Source organism: Bradyrhizobium sp. NBAIM08 (assembly GCF_020193935.1).
Classification (GTDB): Bacteria; Pseudomonadota; Alphaproteobacteria; order Rhizobiales; family Xanthobacteraceae; genus Bradyrhizobium; species Bradyrhizobium yuanmingense.
The window spans coordinates 205,574-225,420 of record NZ_JADYVR010000007.1 but is presented as its reverse complement, the minus strand read 5'-3'; the positions used below and the strand labels follow the sequence as shown (position 1 = coordinate 225,420).

At 65.6% G+C, this 19,847-nt stretch carries 15 protein-coding genes; 5 read left to right on the top strand and 10 right to left on the bottom strand.

All coding sequences use genetic code 11. The annotated features are described in order from the left end of the window. Window positions 1-380: 380 nt before the first annotated feature. Entirely contained in the window at window positions 381-5,126 is a 4,746-nt protein-coding gene (gene gltB / locus I6F37_RS24530) for a glutamate synthase large subunit (protein WP_225152945.1), read from the top strand. A 146-nt stretch (window positions 5,127-5,272) separates the two neighbouring features. Then, window positions 5,273-6,724, top strand: coding sequence for a glutamate synthase subunit beta (locus I6F37_RS24525; RefSeq protein WP_225139351.1), 1,452 nt, complete (start codon window positions 5,273-5,275; stop codon window positions 6,722-6,724). Between the two features lie 183 nt (window positions 6,725-6,907). Here I6F37_RS24525 and I6F37_RS24520 read toward each other — a convergent pair whose 3' ends face one another. After that, window positions 6,908-8,650 (bottom strand): outer membrane beta-barrel protein, encoded by a 1,743-nt coding sequence (locus tag I6F37_RS24520; RefSeq protein WP_225152943.1) that lies wholly within the window; start codon window positions 8,648-8,650, stop codon window positions 6,908-6,910. Window positions 8,651-8,840: 190 nt separating this feature from the next. On the opposite strand from I6F37_RS24520, the gene I6F37_RS24515 reads away from it, so the two are divergent. After that, window positions 8,841-9,848, top strand: coding sequence for an SIS domain-containing protein (locus tag I6F37_RS24515; RefSeq protein WP_225152941.1), 1,008 nt, complete (start codon window positions 8,841-8,843; stop codon window positions 9,846-9,848). A 164-nt stretch (window positions 9,849-10,012) separates the two neighbouring features. Here I6F37_RS24515 and I6F37_RS24510 read toward each other — a convergent pair whose 3' ends face one another. Further along, window positions 10,013-10,564, bottom strand: a complete 552-nt coding sequence (locus I6F37_RS24510; protein WP_035997775.1) for a carboxymuconolactone decarboxylase family protein — start codon at window positions 10,562-10,564, stop codon at window positions 10,013-10,015. 71 nt (window positions 10,565-10,635) lie between these two features. On the opposite strand from I6F37_RS24510, the gene I6F37_RS24505 reads away from it, so the two are divergent. Next, window positions 10,636-10,962: a helix-turn-helix domain-containing protein gene (locus I6F37_RS24505; protein WP_035997791.1), complete on the top strand. Its 327-nt coding sequence runs from the start codon at window positions 10,636-10,638 to the stop codon at window positions 10,960-10,962. A 181-nt stretch (window positions 10,963-11,143) separates the two neighbouring features. Here the strand turns inward: I6F37_RS24505 and I6F37_RS24500 are convergent, their stop codons facing one another. The 4 genes from I6F37_RS24500 to hemH all read right to left on the bottom strand — a co-directional run bounded on the left by I6F37_RS24500 (window position 11,144) and on the right by hemH (window position 14,971). After that, the gene (locus I6F37_RS24500; RefSeq protein ID WP_225146349.1) at window positions 11,144-11,587 is read right to left on the bottom strand and encodes an NfeD family protein; all 444 of its coding nucleotides are present in this window, start codon (window positions 11,585-11,587) and stop codon (window positions 11,144-11,146) included. A 25-nt stretch (window positions 11,588-11,612) separates the two neighbouring features. Beyond that, on the bottom strand, window positions 11,613-12,602 hold the full coding sequence (locus tag I6F37_RS24495) for an SPFH domain-containing protein (RefSeq protein ID WP_225134571.1): 990 nt from the start codon (window positions 12,600-12,602) through the stop codon (window positions 11,613-11,615). A gap of 343 nt (window positions 12,603-12,945) precedes the next feature. Then, window positions 12,946-13,923, bottom strand: a complete 978-nt coding sequence (locus I6F37_RS24490; protein WP_225152939.1) for an ABC transporter substrate-binding protein — start codon at window positions 13,921-13,923, stop codon at window positions 12,946-12,948. Window positions 13,924-13,933: 10 nt separating this feature from the next. Further along, window positions 13,934-14,971 carry a ferrochelatase gene (gene hemH, locus I6F37_RS24485; RefSeq protein WP_225152937.1) on the bottom strand — a complete coding sequence of 346 codons (1,038 nt, stop codon included), beginning with the start codon at window positions 14,969-14,971 and terminating at the stop codon, window positions 13,934-13,936. An 83-nt stretch (window positions 14,972-15,054) separates the two neighbouring features. Between hemH and I6F37_RS24480 the strand changes: the two genes are divergently transcribed. Further along, window positions 15,055-15,453, top strand: coding sequence for an MAPEG family protein (locus tag I6F37_RS24480; protein ID WP_035997738.1), 399 nt, complete (start codon window positions 15,055-15,057; stop codon window positions 15,451-15,453). 6 nt (window positions 15,454-15,459) lie between these two features. On the opposite strand, the gene I6F37_RS24475 is transcribed toward I6F37_RS24480, so the two are convergent. From I6F37_RS24475 to I6F37_RS24460, 4 genes are read right to left on the bottom strand one after another with little or no spacing between them, the layout of a single operon-like run. Beyond that, window positions 15,460-15,897, bottom strand: coding sequence for a thioesterase family protein (locus I6F37_RS24475; protein ID WP_225152936.1), 438 nt, complete (start codon window positions 15,895-15,897; stop codon window positions 15,460-15,462). Between the two features lie 8 nt (window positions 15,898-15,905). Beyond that, complete coding sequence (locus I6F37_RS24470; RefSeq protein ID WP_225152934.1) at window positions 15,906-17,021, bottom strand: nickel/cobalt transporter; 1,116 nt, start codon at window positions 17,019-17,021, stop codon at window positions 15,906-15,908. Continuing rightward, window positions 17,018-17,656 carry a DUF1007 family protein gene (locus I6F37_RS24465; protein ID WP_036036611.1) on the bottom strand — a complete coding sequence of 213 codons (639 nt, stop codon included), beginning with the start codon at window positions 17,654-17,656 and terminating at the stop codon, window positions 17,018-17,020. Before I6F37_RS24465 ends, I6F37_RS24470 begins: the two co-directional genes overlap by 4 nt. Continuing rightward, window positions 17,656-19,737 (bottom strand): M3 family metallopeptidase, encoded by a 2,082-nt coding sequence (locus I6F37_RS24460; RefSeq protein WP_225152932.1) that lies wholly within the window; start codon window positions 19,735-19,737, stop codon window positions 17,656-17,658. Before I6F37_RS24460 ends, I6F37_RS24465 begins: the two co-directional genes overlap by 1 nt. Between the last annotated feature and the right edge of the window lie 110 nt (window positions 19,738-19,847).

The following is a 19,847-nucleotide window of genomic DNA, read 5'->3' as shown; positions in this document are numbered from 1 at the left end:
CGGGGCCGGATCAGGGCGTGTTTGCCTCAAAACCGGGGCTGCGCAACTTTTGGAAAGCGATCGATTGACTTCTGCGGAATCGGGACTTCCGCGCGCTTGTGTGCTAGACAAAAATTTGGCAAGGTGATGGTTAGGACAGGAAGACTGTCTCAATTTTGCCTGCGGTTCCGGCATAGGGATTGCAGCGAGAACTGGTGCTCTCGAGCGCCGGCAAGGTACCAGGCAAAGCCGTTCTCGGGGACGAAGAACGCCTAGGCCTGAATTTAAGAAAATGCGGCTCGCAGAGGACGAGCGGTGGCCCAGGAGCGGGTGCCGCGGGACGCCCAAGGTGCGCCGAAGATGGCGGTGAGGCAGCTTGCCGCATGGAGAGGACAGGAACAATGAACGGGTCGCAATTCGAGCGCGCAAACATCGTGGCAGAAGAGCTGTCGGCGACGGTCGCCTCGAAAACGACCGATCCGATCACCTCACCGATTCAAGAGCACAATTCGCGCCCCAAAGCCGAAGGCCTGTACGATCCGAGCCTGGAGAAGGACTCTTGCGGCGTCGGCTTCATCGCCAACATCAAGGGCAAGAAGTCGCACGAGATCGTCTCGGACGCGCTGAGCATCCTCTGCAACCTCGAGCATCGCGGCGCCGTCGGCGCCGACCCGCGCGCGGGTGACGGCGCCGGCATTCTGGTGCAGATCCCGCACGCCTTCTTCAGCCGTAAGGCCTCCGAACTCGGCTTCAAGTTGCCGGCGCCCGGCGAATACGCCATCGGCGCGTTGTTCATGCCGCGCGACACCGCCTGGCGCAACGTGATCAAGAGCATCGTCGCCGACCAGATCAAGGAAGAGGGTCTGACCTTGCTCGGCTGGCGCGACGTGCCGACCGACAATTCCTCGCTGGGCGTCACCGTGAAGCCGACCGAGCCCGCCTGCATGCAGGTGTTCATCGGCCGCAACGGCACCGCCAAGACCGAGGACGAGTTCGAGCGCCGGCTCTACATCCTGCGCAAGTCGATCTCGCAGGCGATCTACCAGCGCCGCGACCGCGGCCTTGCCGGCTATTACCCGTGCTCGATGTCCTGCCGCACCGTGATCTACAAGGGCATGTTCCTCGCCGACCAGCTCGGCAAGTACTATCCCGATCTGCACGAGGCTGACTTCGAGAGCGCGCTGGCGCTCGTGCATCAGCGCTTCTCGACCAACACCTTCCCGGCCTGGTCGCTGGCGCATCCCTACCGCATGATCGCGCATAACGGCGAGATCAACACGCTGCGCGGCAACGTCAACTGGATGGCGGCACGCCAGGCCTCGGTCAGCTCCGAGCTCTACGGCAAGGACATCAACCGGCTCTGGCCGATCTCCTATGAGGGACAGTCGGACACCGCCTGCTTCGACAACGCGCTCGAATTCCTGGTGCAGGGCGGCTACTCGCTGCCGCACGCCGTGATGATGATGATTCCGGAGGCGTGGGCCGGCAATCCCTTGATGGATGAGAAGCGCCGCGCCTTCTACGAATATCATGCCGCGCTGATGGAGCCGTGGGACGGCCCGGCCGCGATCGCCTTCACCGACGGCCGCCAGATCGGCGCCACGCTCGACCGCAACGGCCTCCGGCCCGCCCGCTATCTCGTCACCAAGGACGATCGCATCGTCATGGCGTCCGAGATGGGCGTGCTGACGATCCCAGAGGACCAGATCATCACCAAGTGGCGGCTGCAGCCGGGCAAGATGCTGCTGGTCGACCTCGAGCAAGGCCGCCTAATCCCGGACGACGAGATCAAGGCTTCGCTCGCCGCCAGCCATCCCTACAAGGAGTGGCTGGAGCGGACCCAGATCGTGCTGGAAGACCTGCCGAAGGTGCCGACCACGGGCGTGCGCTCAAACCTGTCGCTGCTCGACCGCCAGCAGGCGTTCGGCTACAGCCAGGAAGACATCACCCTTCTGATGACGCCGATGGCGGCCACGGGCGAAGAAGCCGCGGGCTCGATGGGCAACGACACGCCGATTTCGGCGCTGTCGGACAAGGCCAAGCCGCTGTTCACCTACTTCAAGCAGAACTTCGCGCAGGTCACCAACCCGCCGATCGACCCGATCCGCGAAGAGCTGGTGATGAGCCTCGTCTCGATCATCGGGCCGCGGCCGAACCTGTTCGACCTGCAGGGCATGGCCACGACCAAGCGCCTCGAAGTGCGCCAGCCGATCCTGACCGACGCGGACCTGGAAAAGATCCGCTCGATCTCGGAGGTGGCGGAGTCGCACTTCAAGTCGCGCACGCTGGACACCACCTTCCACGCCGGCCTCGGCGCGGCGGGCATGGACCAGGTGCTCGACGAGCTCTGCGCGCGCGCCGAAAGCGCGGTGCGCGAGGGCGTCAACATCATCATCCTGTCCGACCGCATGGTCGGCACCGACCGCGTGCCGATCCCATCGCTGCTGGCCTGCGCCGCCGTGCATCATCACCTGATCCGCACCGGCCTGCGCACCTCGGTCGGCCTCGTCGTCGAATCCGGCGAGCCGCGCGAAGTGCATCACTTCGCCTGCCTTGCCGGCTACGGCGCCGAAGCGATCAATCCGTACCTCGCGTTCGAGACCATCACCGCGATGAAGGACCGCCTGCCCGGCTCGCTCGACGACTATGAGATCGTCAAGCGCTACATCAAGTCGATCGGCAAGGGCCTGCTCAAGGTGATGTCCAAGATGGGCATCTCGACCTATCAGTCCTATTGCGGCGCGCAGATCTTCGACGCGGTCGGCCTCAAGGCCGACTTCGTCGCCAAGTTCTTCGCCGGCACGCACACCCGCGTCGAGGGCGTCGGCCTTGGCGAGATCGCCGAGGAAGCCGTGCGCCGTCATGCCGACGCGTTCGGCGAGGCGCAGGTCTACAAGACCGCGCTCGATGTCGGCGGCGAATATGCCTATCGCAGCCGCGGCGAGGACCATGCCTGGACCGCGGAGTCGGTGTCGCTGCTGCAGCACGCCGCGCGCGGCAATTCGCAGGAGCGCTACCGCGCCTTCGCCAAGATCCTGAACGAGCAGTCGGAGCGCCTGTTGACGCTGCGCGGCCTGTTCCGGATCAAGAACGCGGAGGAAGAAAAGCGCAAGCCGATCCCGCTCGACCAGGTCGAGCCGGCCAAGGAGATCGTCAAGCGTTTCGCCACCGGTGCGATGAGCTTCGGCTCGATCTCGCGCGAGGCGCACACCACGCTCGCGATCGCCATGAACCGGATCGGCGGCAAGTCGAACACCGGCGAAGGCGGCGAGGAAGCCGACCGCTTCAAGCCGATGCCGAACGGCGATTCCATGCGTTCGGCGATCAAGCAGGTCGCCTCGGGCCGCTTCGGCGTCACGACGGAGTATCTCGTCAACTCCGACATGATGCAGATCAAGATGGCGCAGGGTGCCAAGCCCGGCGAAGGTGGCCAGCTGCCCGGCCACAAGGTCGACGCGACCATCGCAAGAGTCCGGCACTCGACGCCGGGCGTCGGCCTGATCTCGCCGCCGCCGCACCACGACATCTACTCGATCGAGGACCTGGCGCAGCTCATCTACGACCTCAAGAACGTCAACCCGACCGGCGACGTCTCGGTCAAGCTCGTCTCGGAGATCGGCGTCGGCACTGTGGCCGCGGGCGTTGCCAAGGCGCGCGCCGACCATGTCACCATCGCGGGCTTCGAGGGCGGCACGGGTGCTTCGCCGCTGACCTCGATCAAGCATGCGGGATCGCCGTGGGAAATCGGGCTCGCCGAAACCCACCAGACCCTGGTGCGCGAGCGGCTGCGCAGCCGCATCGTGGTCCAGGTCGACGGCGGCTTCCGCACCGGCCGTGACGTCGTGATCGGCGCGCTGCTGGGCGCCGACGAGTTCGGCTTCGCCACCGCGCCGCTGATTGCGGCCGGCTGCATCATGATGCGCAAGTGCCATCTCAACACCTGCCCGGTCGGCGTCGCGACCCAGGACCCTGTCCTGCGCAAGCGCTTCACCGGCCAGCCCGAGCACGTGATCAACTACTTCTTCTTCGTCGCCGAGGAAGTCCGCGAGATCATGGCTTCGCTCGGCTTCCGCACCTTCAACGAGATGGTCGGCCAGGTGCAGCTGCTCGACCAGACCAAGCTGGTCGCGCATTGGAAGGCCAAGGGGCTCGACTTCTCCAAGCTCTTCGTCAAGCAGAAGGAAGAGAAGGGCCAGAAGATCTATCACTCCGAGCGCCAGAACCATCATCTGGAGGCGGTGCTCGACCGCACGCTGATCGAGAAGGCGCAGGCAGCGCTCGATCGCGGCGCGCCGGTGAAGATCGAGGCCGCCATCAACAGCACCAACCGCTCCGCAGGCGCGATGCTGTCCGGCGCGGTGGCCAAGATCTACGGCCATGCCGGCCTGCCGCACGACACCATCCATGTCAGCCTCAAGGGCACCGCGGGCCAGGCCTTCGGCGCCTGGCTCGCCCACGGCCTCACCTTCGAGCTCGAAGGTGAGGGTAACGACTATGTCGGCAAGGGCCTCTCGGGCGGCAAGATCATCGTCAAGCCGCCGAGGAACTCGGCCATCGTGCCGGAAGAGAGCATCATCGTCGGCAACACCGTGATGTACGGCGCGATCGAGGGCGAGTGCTACTTCCGTGGCATCGCCGGCGAGCGTTTTGCCGTGCGTAACTCGGGCGCGGTCGCCGTGGTCGAGGGCGCGGGCGATCATTGCTGCGAATACATGACCGGCGGCATCGTGGTCGTGCTCGGCAAGACCGGGCGCAACTTCGCGGCCGGCATGTCCGGCGGTATCGCCTACGTGCTCGACGAGGCCGGCGACTTCGACAAGCTGTGCAACCTCAGCATGGTCGAGCTCGAGCCGGTGCTGTCGGAGGAGCTGATCAACGCCGGCACCTATCACCATGCCGGCGACCTCGAGGCGCATGGCCGGGTCGACGTGTTCAGGAACCTGCTCGCCTCCGACGTCGAGCGGCTGCACGTCCTGATCTCGCGCCACGCCAAAGCCACCGGCTCCAAGCGCGCCGCCGACATCCTTGCCAATTGGAAGGACTGGCTGCCCAAATTCCGCAAGGTGATGCCGGTCGAGTACCGGCGCGCGCTGCGCGAGATGGCGGCCAACGCGGACGCCGAGCCGAAAATCGCGATCGGGGCGTAAGGCATTACACCTCGTCATTGCGAGCGAAGCGGAGCAATCCAGAATCTCTCCGCGGAAAAAAGACTGGATTGCTTCGTCGCTTCGCTCCTCGCAATGACGGTGAGGAAACAACAAGACGAATTTAAGCGGCAGGGACTTCGGGTTTAATGGGCAAGATCACGGGTTTTCTGGAAATCGAACGGCACGACCGCAAGTACACCCCGGTCGCCGAGCGCGTGAAGCATTACAAGGAATTCGTCGTTCCGCTCTCCGAGAAGGAGGTGCGCGACCAGGCCGCGCGCTGCATGAATTGCGGCATTCCCTATTGCCACGGCACCGGCTCGGTCGCGCCGGGCACGCCGGGCTGTCCGGTCAACAACCAGATTCCCGACTGGAACGACCTCGTCTACCAGGGCAATTGGGAAGAAGCCTCGCGCAACCTGCATTCGACCAACAATTTCCCGGAGTTCACGGGGCGCATTTGCCCGGCGCCGTGCGAGGCGTCCTGCACGCTCAACATCGACGACAACCCCGTCACCATCAAGACCATCGAATGCGCGATCGTCGATCGCGCCTGGGACAATGGCTGGCTCCAGCCGGAAGTCGCGACTGTGAAGACCGGCAAGAAAGTCGCGGTGATCGGCTCGGGTCCGGCCGGCATGGCCTGTGCGCAGCAGCTGGCGCGCGCCGGCCACGACGTCCACCTCTACGAGAAGTACGCCAAGGCCGGCGGCCTGCTGCGCTACGGCATCCCCGACTTCAAGATGGAGAAGGGCGTCATTGACCGCCGCGTGGCGCAGATGGAAGCTGAAGGCGTCACCTTCCACTACAACAGCCATGTCGGCGCTGAGGGCAACGTCGATCCGCGCGAGATGCTCAACGAGTACGACGCCGTGGCGCTGACCGGCGGTGCGGAAGCCCCGCGCGACCTGCCGATCCCCGGCCGCGAGCTCGCCGGCATCCACTACGCCATGGACTTCCTCCCGCAGCAGAACCGCCGCGTCTCCGAGGAGCCGCTCGGCGGCGTCCAGGAGATCCTGGCCGGCGGCAAGCATGTCGTCGTCATCGGCGGCGGCGACACCGGAAGCGACTGCATCGGCACCTCGCTGCGCCAGGGCGCGCTCTCGGTGACGCAGCTCGAGATCATGCCCGCTCCCCCTGAGCGCGAGAACAAGGGCCTGACCTGGCCGAACTGGCCGCTGAAGATGCGGACCTCCTCGAGCCAGGCCGAAGGCGCGGTGCGCGAATACGCCGTGCTGACCCAGAAGTTCTCGGGCGAGAACGGCCAGGTCAAGAAGCTGCACTGCGTCCGCGTCGACGACAAGTTCAAGCCGATTGCCGGCACCGAGTTCGAGCTCGATGCCGAGCTGGTCCTGCTCGCGATGGGCTTCGTCCATCCCGTGCACGAGGGCCTGCTCAAGCTGCTCGCGGTCGAGCTCGACCCGCGCGGCAACGTCAAGGCCAACACGCTGGACTACCAGACCTCGCGCCCCAACGTGTTCACCGCCGGCGACATGCGGCGTGGGCAATCGCTCGTCGTGTGGGCGATCCGCGAGGGCCGGCTGTGCGCGCGGTCGATCGATACGTTCCTTATGGGGAAGACGGATTTGCCGCGCTGAGATGTCATTCCGGGGCGCGCGAAGCGCGAGCTATGGTGCGCAATTGCGCACCTGAGAATCCATTCATCACCAACCCAGACGCCCGATGGATTCCGGGCTCGCGCCAAGTGGCGCGCCCCGGAATGACAATTGGAGAGAGCCGCGCCTTTCGGCTTCGTCTCGTGCGACGCGCTAACAAGCGCCTCAATTCTGCAGCCTCACCCCGAGCAGCACCACCGTGCCCTGCGAGCTCGAGCCCGGCTGGCTCGAATTCAGGATGTCGTGGCGCAGCGTGCCCTTGACCCAGATGTTGCGGTTGAGCTTGTAGATCAAATTGCTTTCGAACGAGTAGGTCTTGTCGTTGCGGTTCTGGCCCTGGTAGTCGAGCGTGCCGTAGGTGAACTTGCCGACCGCGGTGAGCCAGCGGCGGAAGTCGTGGTCGACTTGGGCGGAGTAAGTGCGCACCAGGACGCCGGATGAGCCGGGGACCGTGGTCTCCGATATCTGCGTGTCGGTGAAGAACTTCACCGTGGTGAGGCCGCTGGCGCTCCAGATCAGCGAGCCCGTGGTCAGAAACCCTGCGAGCTGGCTGAGGCGCGGATCGGTGTAGCTGCGCGCGGAATAGCCGACCGAGATCTCGCCGGTGAGGATGCGCGAGAACTCGAAGGACGAGCCGACCTTGGCATAGCCGCCGTTGGAATCGCGGAAATAGCCGTTGCGGTCGGAAGCCTGGTCGTGGACGCGGGTATCGCCCTGGATCTCGACGAAGGGTTTTAGGCCGGGCTTGAGGTCGTAGGAGAAGCGGCCGACGCCGCCATATTGGTTGAAGTTGCGGTCGTCGTTGCTGAAGGTCGAGCCGTCGGTGAGCTTGGAATCGGTGTAGGCGGTGCGATCGACGGTGGCGCCGGCCGCGACCTGGAAGCGGTTGAACGTCTGGTCGAAGCCGAGCGTCGTGCCATAGGCGGCGTAGACCGGATATCTCTGCAGGCCGGCCTGCACGTTGGGGCTGCCGGGATTGTCGGTGGCGAGCCGCAGGCGCAGCTGCGAGGTCAGCTTGAAATCGCGGGTGACGTCGAGCCGGCCATCGACATGGCCGTTGAAATCGGGACGGTTGGCCTCGACCGGCGACGGCGAGGCCAAGCCGTTGATCGTCGCCGGCATGTCGTTGGTGTAGCCCGAGAACGAGCCGCGTAGATCGGCGACCAGCGCGTGGCGCTCCCAATCCGACACCACGAGCAGATCGGGCGCGATGACATAGGCGGGCGAACCGACCGGTCTGTTGAGGCGCGTCGGATTGCTGTCGTAGCCGGCGGAGAGCTCGAGCCCGCCCTTGATCAGGAAGCTGCCGGCGTAATCGCCGACCGCACCGAACGGATCCTCGTCGAGCTTGAGACGACGGCGCAGCGGCTGGCCGGGCACGTTGCCCGCCATCGCCGCCGGCACCGGGACCTTGTGCGCCGTCTCGGACGGCGGGGGCGCGATGCGCGGCGGGCCCAGCGTCGTGGCCGGCGTTGCCGGCGGCGGTGGCGAGCCGGGACCGGCGGCGCGCTTCGGCTTCGGCTGGCCCGGATAGAGCTTGGGCTGCTGCCGCTTGCGGTTGAGCGAGTCGTAGCCGGAGGCGCTCGCGCCGGTCGCAGCAGGCAGGCCGTAGGTCGGGACCTGACCGACACGCGAGCTCGCCGGCGCCTGCTGGCGCTGGCGCGGGTCGGCGTTGGGATCAGGCAGTTTCGGCAAGGCGTCGGAGGGCGCCTGCGGCACGCCGGCGGTGCGGCGGGTTGGCAGCGTGTCAGGCGAAGCAAAGGCGCCGCGGTTGGGATTGAACAGGTCGGGCGTGAGGCCCTGGGCCGCCGCCGGGCCGCTTTCGAGGGCTGTCAGCATGAGGCACGGCAAAGCGGCGCGCAGGAAATGCGCGACCTTGCTCCGGCCCCTGCCTGGAGACGACCCCACGATGGAATTACCCCAACGAAATCAACACTTTCTCGATCATCCCCGCCGGCTGGCGAGAACCATCGTTAATGGAGTTAAAACAATTATGGTTAATGACCGGTTGAGGGCATCCGGCCGCGCGTCGCCTCGCTGATCGGGGCGTGCTAAGCAGGCGCCAATGGGCGAACGCCCCTCCTCCCTGGACCCGACCATGCCGAGCTCGAAACCGCTGATGACCCAATCATCCGGCTCCATTCCCGATAGCGTCGAATCCGCGCTCCGCACCCTGGAGACGGAGAGCGGCGGCATCAACGCGCTCGCCGCCGCGCTGCGCGGCCCGCTGGGCGAGCCGTTCGCCAAGGCGGTCGAGCTGATCCGCAACGCCAAAGGCCGCGTCATCGTCACCGGGCTCGGCAAATCAGGCCATATGGGCCGCAAGATCGCCGCGACGCTGGCCTCGACCGGCACGCCTTCCTTCTTCGTGCACGCCGCCGAAGCCGGTCATGGCGACCTCGGCATGATCACGCCCGACGACGTCATCCTGGCGCTGTCCTGGTCCGGCGAGCAGCCGGAGATGAAGAACCTCGTGAACTATTCGGCGCGCTTTGCGATCCCGATGATCGCGGTGACCTCGAGCGCGTCGTCCTCGCTCGGCCAGGCCGCCGACCTCGTGATCGAGCTGCCCAAGGCGCGCGAGGCCTGCCCGCACAATCTGGCGCCGACCACCTCGACGCTGATGCAGGCCGCGATCGGCGACGCGCTCGCGATCGCGCTGCTGGAGGGACGCGGCTTCACCGCGCTGGAGTTCGCGCATTTCCACCCCGGCGGCAAGCTGGGCGCGATGCTGAAATTCGTCCGCGACTACATGCGCACGGGCGCTGAGATTCCGCTCAAGCCGCTCGGCACCGAGATGTCGGAAGCCGTGGTCGAGATGTCGGCGAAGGGGCTCGGCTGCGTCTGCATCGTCAACGATGCGGGCGAGGCCGTCGGCATCATCACCGACGGCGATCTGCGCCGCCACATGCGGCCCGATCTGCTGACGGTGACCGTCGACGAGATCATGACCAAGCAGCCCAAGACCGTGCCGCCCTCGATGCTCGCGACCGAGATGATCGAGGTGCTGAACACGCGCAAGATCACCTCGCTGCTGGTGACGGAAGCGGGCAAGGTGGTGGGGATCGTGCACCTGCACGATCTGCTGCGCGCGGGCGTGGCGTAGGGCGCGCAGCCCGCTTCACCCGTCATTCCGGGGCGCGCCACTTGGCGCGAACCCGGAATCCATTTCACCCCGAGGTCGCTGCCCGATGGATTCCGGGCTCGCGCTTCGCGCGCCCCGGAATGACGGTGAGGATGAGACGCTCCTCGCAATGACGGTGGAGAGACCTACGCCGGAAACCGCGCCGCGTTCTCCTCCAGCGGCAAGCGCAGCCCGTTCGCCAAATACGACACCGTGCGATAGAAGCCGCACAGCAGCATGATCTCCAGGATCTGCGCCTCGTCGTAATGCGTCGACAGCGCGGCGAACTCCTCGTCCGCGAGTGTCGCGCGATGATGCAGCGCGTCGACGGCTGCGATCAGCGCCTGTTCGGCCGGCGACCAAAGGGCCGAATTCGCATCACCCAGCACCGTCGCACGCACCTCCTCCGCGGTGAGCTTCGCCGGCCCGGCGAAGATCGCGACATGCACGCCCCATTCGTATTCGCATCCGTTCAGCGCGCAGGTGCGGTCGATGACGATCTCACGCTGCCGCAGCGAGAGCGGCCCCGGATCAAGCAGCCCGCCCGCGCGAAACTTGTCCCAGGCGCGGTCATGGCCCGCCATCACCCGGAACAGCACCAGCGGCGGCGCACCCCGCATGATGCGGTCGAACTGCGCCTGGATGTCCAGGGGATAAGGCGGCGAGAGCGGGGCGATGCGCGGTGAGGCCTGGGACATGAGCGATTTCCGTTGCTACATTTACCGTAGCACTACGCTACATTATCCGTAGCATGACGCAAGAGGTGACCATGGCGAAACGGGCGACAACAGCAGAACGCCGCGTCCGCGGCTCGCGCACCGGACGGCCGATCATGGCTTTGCTCGACCTGCTCGGCCGGCGCTGGGCCTTGCGGATCTTGTGGGAGTTGCGCGGAGAGCCCCTCACCTCGCGCGCCCTGCGCAGCGCCTGCGACGAGGCCTCGCCCACGGTGCTGCAGGCCCGGCTGACCGAGCTGCGCGAGGCGGGCTTCGTGGAGCTGGGCGACGGCGGAGGTTACGGACTGACACCGCTGGGCCGGGAATTGTGCGAGACCTTCATGCCACTGCACAGGTTTGCGGAGCGATGGAGAAGGTGAGCATCACTCGTTGCCACGCGCTGGTGTTCCTTCTCCCCTTGTGGGAGAAGGTGGCGCGAAGCGCCGGATGAGGGGTCTCTCTCCACGAACTCAGCTTAGCTATCGCGGAGAGACACCCCTCACCCGTCTCGCCGCTTTGCGGCGAGCCACCCTCTCCCGCAAGGGGAGAGGGGAAAAGTCCTCACGCCGCGGCGACCGTCAGGTTCGCGCCGTCGACCTGTACCACCTTCACCCGCGTGCCGGCCGGCGTATCGGGCCCAGCCACGCGCCATACCGTGTCGCCGATCCGCACGGTGCCGGTGCCGTCGATGATCGGCTTCTCCAGCGTGAACTCACGGCCGAGCAGGGCTTCGGTACGCTTGTTGAGGAACGGGCTGGCGCTAGCCTCCGGCTTCGGCTTGGCAAGACGGCGCCAGACCGGCACGGCAGCTGCGGCGAAGATCGCGAACATCACGAGCTGGACCTGCCAGGAGATCGCAGCCGCGAACGAGATCAGGCCGACCAGCAGCGCAGCGAGCCCAAGCCAGAACAGGAAGATGCCGGGCGCCAGCACCTCCAGGGCCATCAGGATGAAGCCGAGGATCAGCCAGTTCCAGTTGCCGAGCGATACGAACATGTCGGTCATGACACGACCTCTGTGAATAGTCCCGTTATTGCTGCGGCACGGACGGCAGTGTCGGGCCCGACGACGGTACCGAGCCGCCGCGGCGGGCCGCGGCCACCGCGCTCTCCCCGAACGTGGCCTTCGCAATTTCGCCGATACCGGCGAGCGAGCCCAGCATGCTCATCGCTTCGACCGGAAGCATGATGACCTTCTGGTTCGGCGAGTCGGCCAGCTGCCCGAATGCCTTGATATACTTATCGGCGATAAAATAGTTTAGCGCAGCGACATCGCCCTTGGCGATGGCCTCGCTGACCATTTGCGTGGCCTTGGCCTCGGCTTCGGCCGACCGCTCGCGCGCCTCGGCATCGCGGAAGGCGGCCTCGCGGCGGCCTTCCGCCTGGAGGATCTGGCCCTGCTTGGCGCCCTCGGCGCGCAGGATCTCGGACTGGCGTTGGCCTTCGGCCGCGAGAATGTCGGCGCGCTTGACCCGCTCGGCCTTCATCTGCCGCCCCATGGCTTCGACCAGGTCGGCGGGCGGCACGATGTCCTTGATCTCGATGCGGTTGACCTTGACGCCCCAGGGCGAGACCGCGGCGTCGACCACACGGAGCAGGCGCTCGTTGATTTCGTCGCGGTGCGACAGCACCTGGTCGAGGTCCATCGAGCCCATCACCGAGCGGATGTTGGTCATGGTGAGCACCGTGATCCCCTGGTTCAGGTTGGCGACCTCATAGCTCGCCTTGGCGGCATCGAACACCTGATAGAAGGCGACGCCGTCCACCGTCACGGTGGCGTTGTCCTTGGTGATCACCTCCTGCTCGGGAATGTCGATCACCTGCTCCATCATGTTGATCTTGCGCCCGACGCGATCGAAATAGGGCACGATCAAATTGAGCCCGGGGCTCAGCGTCTGGGTGTATTTGCCGAACCGCTCGATGGTCCAGTCATAGCCCTGCGGCACCGTCTTCACGCCGGCGACCAGCGTGACGATGACGAGCAACACCAGAACAATCGCGAAAATGTCGAAGCCGCTCATATCTCCTCCAAGCCGGGACAAGAAGTCAGGAAAAAGCCCTTTCCGGCGCTGTCATTGGTCGAGATCACGATCCTACCGGTTCAGCGGTCGCAATTCACGTCGGTATCGGAGCAATTCCACACAAGACGCACAGCAAGAGAACGGTCGCGATTTGTATTTGCGACAGGCTCTTGAAAGCGCGCGGGCGCAGGCCTGAACCGCGATGCGATCAGGATGAATCGTCATCGCGCTTTAGGTCATTGTTTGAGCATGATCTTTTCGGAAAACCGCTTCACGCTTTTCCGGATCATGCTCTAGCGGCGGAAATTAACGAATTCGGGCGAGGCGTCCGTCACGGACGGGTTCATTCGATCACGTCATTCGCAATTGCAAGCAGGCCCGGGGAAAGCGTGATGCCGAGCGCTCTCGCCGCCTTCAGGTTGATCACCAGCTCGAACTTGGTGGGATTCTGCACCGGCAGGTCGGCCGGCCGTGCGCCCTTCAGGATCCGATCGATATAGTCCGCGGCGCGGCGAAGCTGCTCGACGCTGTCGGTGCTGTAGGACATCAGCCCACCCTCATCGACGAACGTCCGGCTCCAGAATACCGCGGGTACACGCGCCTGTGCGATCGCCGAGAGCAGTTGCGCGCGGTTGGCCATGGTGAAGAAGTCCGGCAGGACCAGGATGGCGCCGTCTTGCCTGGAAGCCAGCGCCCCGACCGAGACGGCGTCATGGACGGGCGCGGGCTCGACCGTCAGGCGCAGCGTCCGTGCGGCGTCCTCGATGGCGCGCAACATCAGTGGCGCGAACGGCGCGGTGGCGGGATTGAAGACGACCGCAGCGCGGGACACCTTCGGCGTGACCTGCGTCAGCATCTCCAGCCATTTGCCGGCGAGCGGACCGTCGTAATCGGTAAAGCCGGTGAGGTTGCCGCCGGGATGCGCGAGGTTTTCGACGAAGCCCTGGCCGACGGGATCGGTGACGACGGCGAACACGATCGGGATCGTCGTGGTGCGCCGGCGCAGCTCTTCGACCGAGGGTGTGCCGACCGCAAGCAGGATGTCGGGCTTAAGCGCGATCAGCTCGTCGGCGAGCTGCGCGATGCGGGCGCGCTCGCCGCCGCCGTTGCGCCAATCGATCTTGAGATTGTCGCGCTCCTTCCAGCCTTGGCCGGCGAGCGCTTCGACCAGGGCGATGCTGCGCGTCTGGCCGATCGCATCATCAGCAGCCGTGACCGAGAGCACGCCGAGCCGCCGTGTCGCGTTCGGCTGCTGCGCCAGGGCCGGGGCCGGCAGCGCCGCGAGCATCCCAAGAAGCGCCAGGCACCGGCGGCGGTTCATGGGATGCCCATCAGATCCAGCCCTGGAGCTCGCGCAGCACCAGGGTGCGGATCACGTTCATGCCCGGTCCGCTGTCGTTGAGGCAGGGGATCGCGGAAAACTGCTCGCCGCCATTGTGCTTGAAGATCTCCGCGTTCTCCTGCGCGATCTCCTCCAGCGTCTCCAGGCAGTCGGCGGAAAAGCCCGGCGTCACCACTGCGATGCGGCGCACGCCCTCTTTGGCAAGCCGCTCCATGGTCTTGTCGGTATAGGGCTGCAGCCACTCGTCGTTGCCGAAGCGCGACTGGAAGGTCAGCAGCAGCTTGGTCTCGTCCATGCCGAGCCGGCGGCGCAGCGCCTCGGTCGTCGCGATGCAGTGCTGCTGATAGGGATCGCCCTTGTCGACATAGGCTTTCGGCATGCCGTGGAAGGATGCCACGATCAGCTCCGGCTTGAAGGACAGCGTCGCCAGATGGCCCTCGATCGAGGCGGCGAGCGCCTCGATATAGGCTTCGTCGTCATAGTAGGGCGGCGTCACCCGCAGAGTCGGCTGATTCCGCAGCTGCGCGAGCACGCGGAAGACTTCGTCGCAGACGGTCGCCGAGGTCGAGGCTGAATATTGCGGATAGAGCGGCACGGCCAGGATGCGCTCGCAGCCCTTCGCGATCAGCGCGTCGATGCCCGACTTGATCGACGGATTGCCGTAGCGCATCGCCCAATCCACGACGACGTTGTCGCGGTCCGACAAGGCGGCCGCGAGCTTGTCGCTTTGCGAGCGCGTGATGGTTTTCAGCGGCGACTCGTTCCGCTCATTGTTCCAGATCTTCTGGTAGTCGAGCGCCTTGGTGCGCGGACGGCTGCGCAGAATGATCCCGTTCAGCACCAGCTTCCAGATCAGGCCCTGGTCCTCGATGACGCGGGCGTCGCTGAGGAACTCCTTGAGGTAGACCCGCACGCCCGGAGCATCGGCCGTATCGGGCGTTCCGAGATTGATCAGGAGCACGCCGACGCGCGGCAAGGCGGATCGGGTGGCCGGTTTCGCGGTCTCGCGGGGGAGGACGCTGTTCATGACTGGTTGGGTCGCGCGTTGGTCCGAACTTGTCAAGATGAGCCGGGGTTCGCTAGGGTCGCACCCAAGCGGGGGGAGGCAGGATGACACTCGCGGAATGGTGCGTCTTCGGGGCGCTGCTGCTCTATCTGTCGACGATCGTCACGGTCAAATGGATCAGGTTTCGCCGCTTCGACAATTCCCGGCCGCGCGACCCCGCCTTCTATGAGGACGCCCTGTCGCAACGCGCGCTCGGCGCGCACCAGAACGGCATCGAGACGTTTCCGTTCTTTGCGTTCGCGGTGCTGCTCGCCGAATACAGGGAAGCGCCGCAGCGGCTGATCGACGAGCTCGCGGCGCTGTTCCTGATCGTGCGGATTGCCTATGTGCTGACGTATCTCGGCAACCGCCCGACGCTGCGCTCGATCCTCTGGAGCATCGGCTTTGCGATCAATCTTGGCATTTTCTTCATGCCGGCATTGAAGCGGTTTCTGCCGGTGTGAGCGGCTTCACGCCGAAAGATGGCGTTCTCGCGTCGCGATCAGTGCCCGCATTGATGCCGGGATCGTGACCGGACGATGGGTGTTCTGGTCCGTGTAGACCCAGACGATCTCGCCGGTTACCAGCGCCTCAGTGCCGCCCTTCCGGAAGATGGCGAGCTCGAACAGGAGGCTCGAATTGCCGATCCGCGCCACGCGCGTGCCGACGTCGAGCTCCCAGTCGAACCTAACAGGCGCCTTGTACTCGATCAGCGATTTGACGACGTGGAAATCGATGCCGCTCGCCTTTGCATCCGCATATTGGTCGAAGCCGAGCGCGCGGAAATATTCGGTGATGGTGGTGTCGAAATAGGTCAAATAATGCGCGTTGAAGACGACGCCCTGGCCGTCGATCTCGGAATAGCGCACCCGGAACGGATGGAAGAACCAGAAGTGTTCGCGCGACATCTATCGCCTCAAAAACACGTGGTCCGTTCGGCGGCGATGTAGCCGAACAGGAGGCCGACGCCGAACAGCAGGACCAGACTCGCGGCGCCGAACTCGATGCCGCGCATAAACAGCGCGCCACCGCCGTCGCGTCCGGCGCTGAGGCGGGCGGCGATGTCCTTGGCGGAGACGGCGACGACAGCAATGGCCGCCACCGTGATCGCGGTGCCCAACCCCATCAGGAAGGTCGCGGCGATCCCTGCCCAGAACAGGCCCTGCGCCAGCGCGAACACCAGGACCAGGATTGCGCCCGAGCAGGGGCGGATGCCGACGGTCAGGATCGCAGCGAAGCCGCGCCGCCAGCCGCCGGGGCCGGCGAGTTCGCTTGGCGTGGGTCCGTGGGAATGGCCGCAATGCTCGTCGTGGACGTGGTCGTGCCCGTGGTGATGGTGAGCGTGGCCGTGACCATGGTGGTGATCATGGCCGTGATCGTGGTGATGATGATCATGCGCATCATGATGGTGGTGATCATGGTCGTGCGGCACGCCCGCCATCGCCGGCACCGGCTGGATGGCCTGAAATGCGCGGACGAAGGTGCGGCCCTTGACCCAGACCAGGCGCAGGCCGAACAGCGCGATCAGGGCGTAGCTCGCAATCTCGATCACGCCTTCCGCCTTGCACATCGTCTTGGCCGTCGCATTCAGCAGCCAGGCCGAGATGCCGACGATGAGGATCGCGACCAGCGACTGCATCAGGGCCGAGGCAAAGGACAGCGCGATGCCGCGCCGCGCCGTCTCGCGGTTGGCGACCAGATAGGAGGCGATCACCGCCTTGCCGTGGCCGGGACCGGCGGCGTGGAAGATGCCGTAGGCGAACGAGATGAACAGCAGCGTCCACACCGCCGAGCCATCGGACTTCGCGGCGCGGATCGTCGCCGACATCTGGCGATAGAATTCCGACTGCTTGGCGAGCAGCCAGCCGATGAGGCCGCTTGCTTCAGGCTGGGCCGCCTGCGCCGGTCGCGGCGCACCGAACGGGTTTTGCGCGAGAAGATCATGAAGAGCGGCATCAGTCACGGCCACGACCAGCAGCACAGCGGCAGCGGCGAGCAGCCCACGCGCAAGCGGAGAGAGTTGCGGCTTCAAGGGCAATCCACCGTGATCTTGTTGGCGAACATCATGCCGAAATTCGAGTTCTCACCGTTCAGGAAGGTCTGCTCGTTCAGCTTCTGCGCGCTCGCGGTGCCGTCGTTCGGCCGCTCCAGCTTCATCTGGCACCCCGCGGGCGCACCGACCAGCTTGACCGGACTGTCCTTGGCCATCTGGAAGTCGATGAAGAAGGAGCGGTCGAACACTTCGAGCACCAGCTGCCTGGGCTTGACCGGGTTCTTCAGCGGCAGCGTGAAGTGCAGGGTCAGCACCGTGTCCTTGTAGTCGAGGAAATAGTCGACCGGCTCCTGGAACCGCTCCTTCTTGCCGTCGGCCTTGGCGAAGGTGAAGTAGGCGTATTCCTTCAGCGACTCGACGTTGGTCTGCGCCAGGGGCTTCAGCTCCTCGCTTGTGTACGCGCCCTTGGTCTTGCTCTCGAGCCCTTGCACCGCATAGGCCGAGAACATGTCGTCGAAGGTCCAGGCGTGGCGCACGCCGGTGACGCTGCCGTCGGCAGCATAGAGCAATTCGCTGGTCGCGGTGATCCAGACATGGGGATGCGCGCTCGCCGCACCTGATACGAGCGACATCGCGGCGGCGAGCAGGCATCCGAACAGGGCGCGCATGTTCATCAGGCCGCCCTGGCGTCTTCGAGCAGGCCGCGGCGGCGGAGCAGCGCATCCGGCTCCGGCGGGCGGCCGCGGAACGCCTCGTAGGCGGCTTCCGGATCGACCGATCCGCCCGACGAATAGATGTCGTCGTGCAGGCGCTTGGCCACGGCGGGATCGAAGATGTCGCCGGCTTCCTCGAACGCGCCGAAGGCGTCGGCGTCCATCACCTCCGACCACATATAGCTGTAATAGCCGGCAGCGTAGTGGTCGCCGGTGAAGATATGGCCGAACTGCGTGGGGCGATGACGCAGCGCGATCTCCTCGGGCATGCCGATCTTCTCCAGCTCGCGTCGCTCGAAGGCGCGGACATCCTGCGCGGCGGCGGCCGGCTGGGTGTGGAATTCCAGGTCGACCAGCGCCGAGGAGACGAACTCGACCGTGGCAAAGCCCTGGTTGAATTTTCGCGCGGCGAGGAAGCGTTGCAGCAGGTCGTCCGGCAGCGGCTCGCCGGTCTGGTAGTGGCGGGCGAACTTCTGCAGCACCTCGGGCCGCTCCTGCCAGTGCTCGTAGAGCTGTGACGGCAGCTCGACGAAGTCGGTGAACACGGAGGTGCCCGACAGCGAGGGATAGGTCACGTTGGAGAGCATGCCGTGCAGGCCGTGGCCGAACTCGTGGAACAGGGTGCGGGCATCGTCGGGCGACAGCAGCGACGGCTCGCCGCCGGCGCCCTTGGCGAAATTGCAGATGTTGAGAACCAGCGGCGCGACGTCGCCGTCGAGCTTCTGCTGGTCGCGCAGCGAGGTCATCCAGGCGCCGGAGCGCTTGGACGGCCGGGCGAAGTAGTCGCCATAGAACAGCGCCTTGTGCTTGCCGCCCCTGTCCTTCATCTCCCAGACCCGGACGTCCGGGTGCCAGACCGGAACGTCCTTGCGCTCCTCGAAGGTGACGCCGAACAGGCGCGTGGCGCAGTCGAAGGCGGCGGCGATCATGTTGTCGAGACCGAGATACGGCTTGATCGCGGAATCGTCGAAATTGGCGCGCTGCAGACGCAGCTTCTCGGCGTAGAAGCGCCAGTCCCAAGGGGCGAGCTTGAAATTGCCGCCCTCCTCCGTGATCAGCGCCTGCATCTCGTCGCGGTCGGCAAGCGCGCGGGCGCGGGCCGGCTTCCAGACCCGCTCCAACAGGCCGCGCACCGCGTCCGGCGTCTTGGCCATGGAGTCCTCGAGCCGGTAGGCGGCGTAGGTCGGATAGCCCAGGAGCCCGGCGCTCTCCTCGCGCAGCTTCAGGATCTCGACAATGGTCGCATTGTTGTCATTGGCGTTGCCGTTGTCGCCGCGCGCGATGAAGGCCTTGTAGACCTTCTCGCGGAGGTCACGCCGGGCGGAGCTCTTCAGGAACGTTTCGACCGAGGAGCGCGACAGCGTGACGATGGCCTTGCCTGCCATGCCGCGCTCTTCCGCCGCAGCCTTGGCGCTGGCGACGAAGCTCTCCGGCAGGCCCTGGCGGTCGGACTCCCCGAGCTCCAGGAACCAGTCCTGCTCGTCGCCGAGCAGATGGTGGCTGAAGCCGGTGCCGAGCTGGGCCAGCCGCTCGTTGATCTCGGCCATTCGGGTCTTGGCCTCCTCGGAGAGGCCGGCGCCGGCGCGGTGGAAGCGGGTGTAGGTGCGCTCCAAGAGGCGCAGCTGCTCGGGCGTGAGACCAAGACCCGCGCGGTTCTCGTGCAGATGGGCGATGCGGCCGAACAGCACGGCGTTCATCATGATCGGATTCCAGTGCCGCGCCATCCGCAAGGAGACCTCCTTGTCGATCTCCAGGATGGCCGGGTTGGAATGCGCCGAGACGAGGTCGTAGAAGACCGCCGCAACCTTGCTCAAGAGCTTGCCCGAGCGCTCCAGCGCCGTGATGGTGTTGGCGAAGTCGGGCGCCGCCGGATCGTTGGTGATCGCCGCGATCTCGGCGGAATGGTCGGCGAAGGCCTGCTCGAAGGCCGGCAGGAAATGCCCCGGCTTGATCTCGTCGAAAGGCGGGGTCGCGAACGGCGTCACCCAGGCCTTCAGCAGCGGATTGGTCTCGGCGTCCGTAGTTTGGCGGGGTTCTGACATTACAAGTCCCGGATTTCGTGGCTCGATCGTTGCGGCCAGCTATAGCACGCGTGGGGCTTTTTTGGGCCGTTTGCCCTTGCTCCCGGCCGCCTTTTCAGGGAGATTGCGGC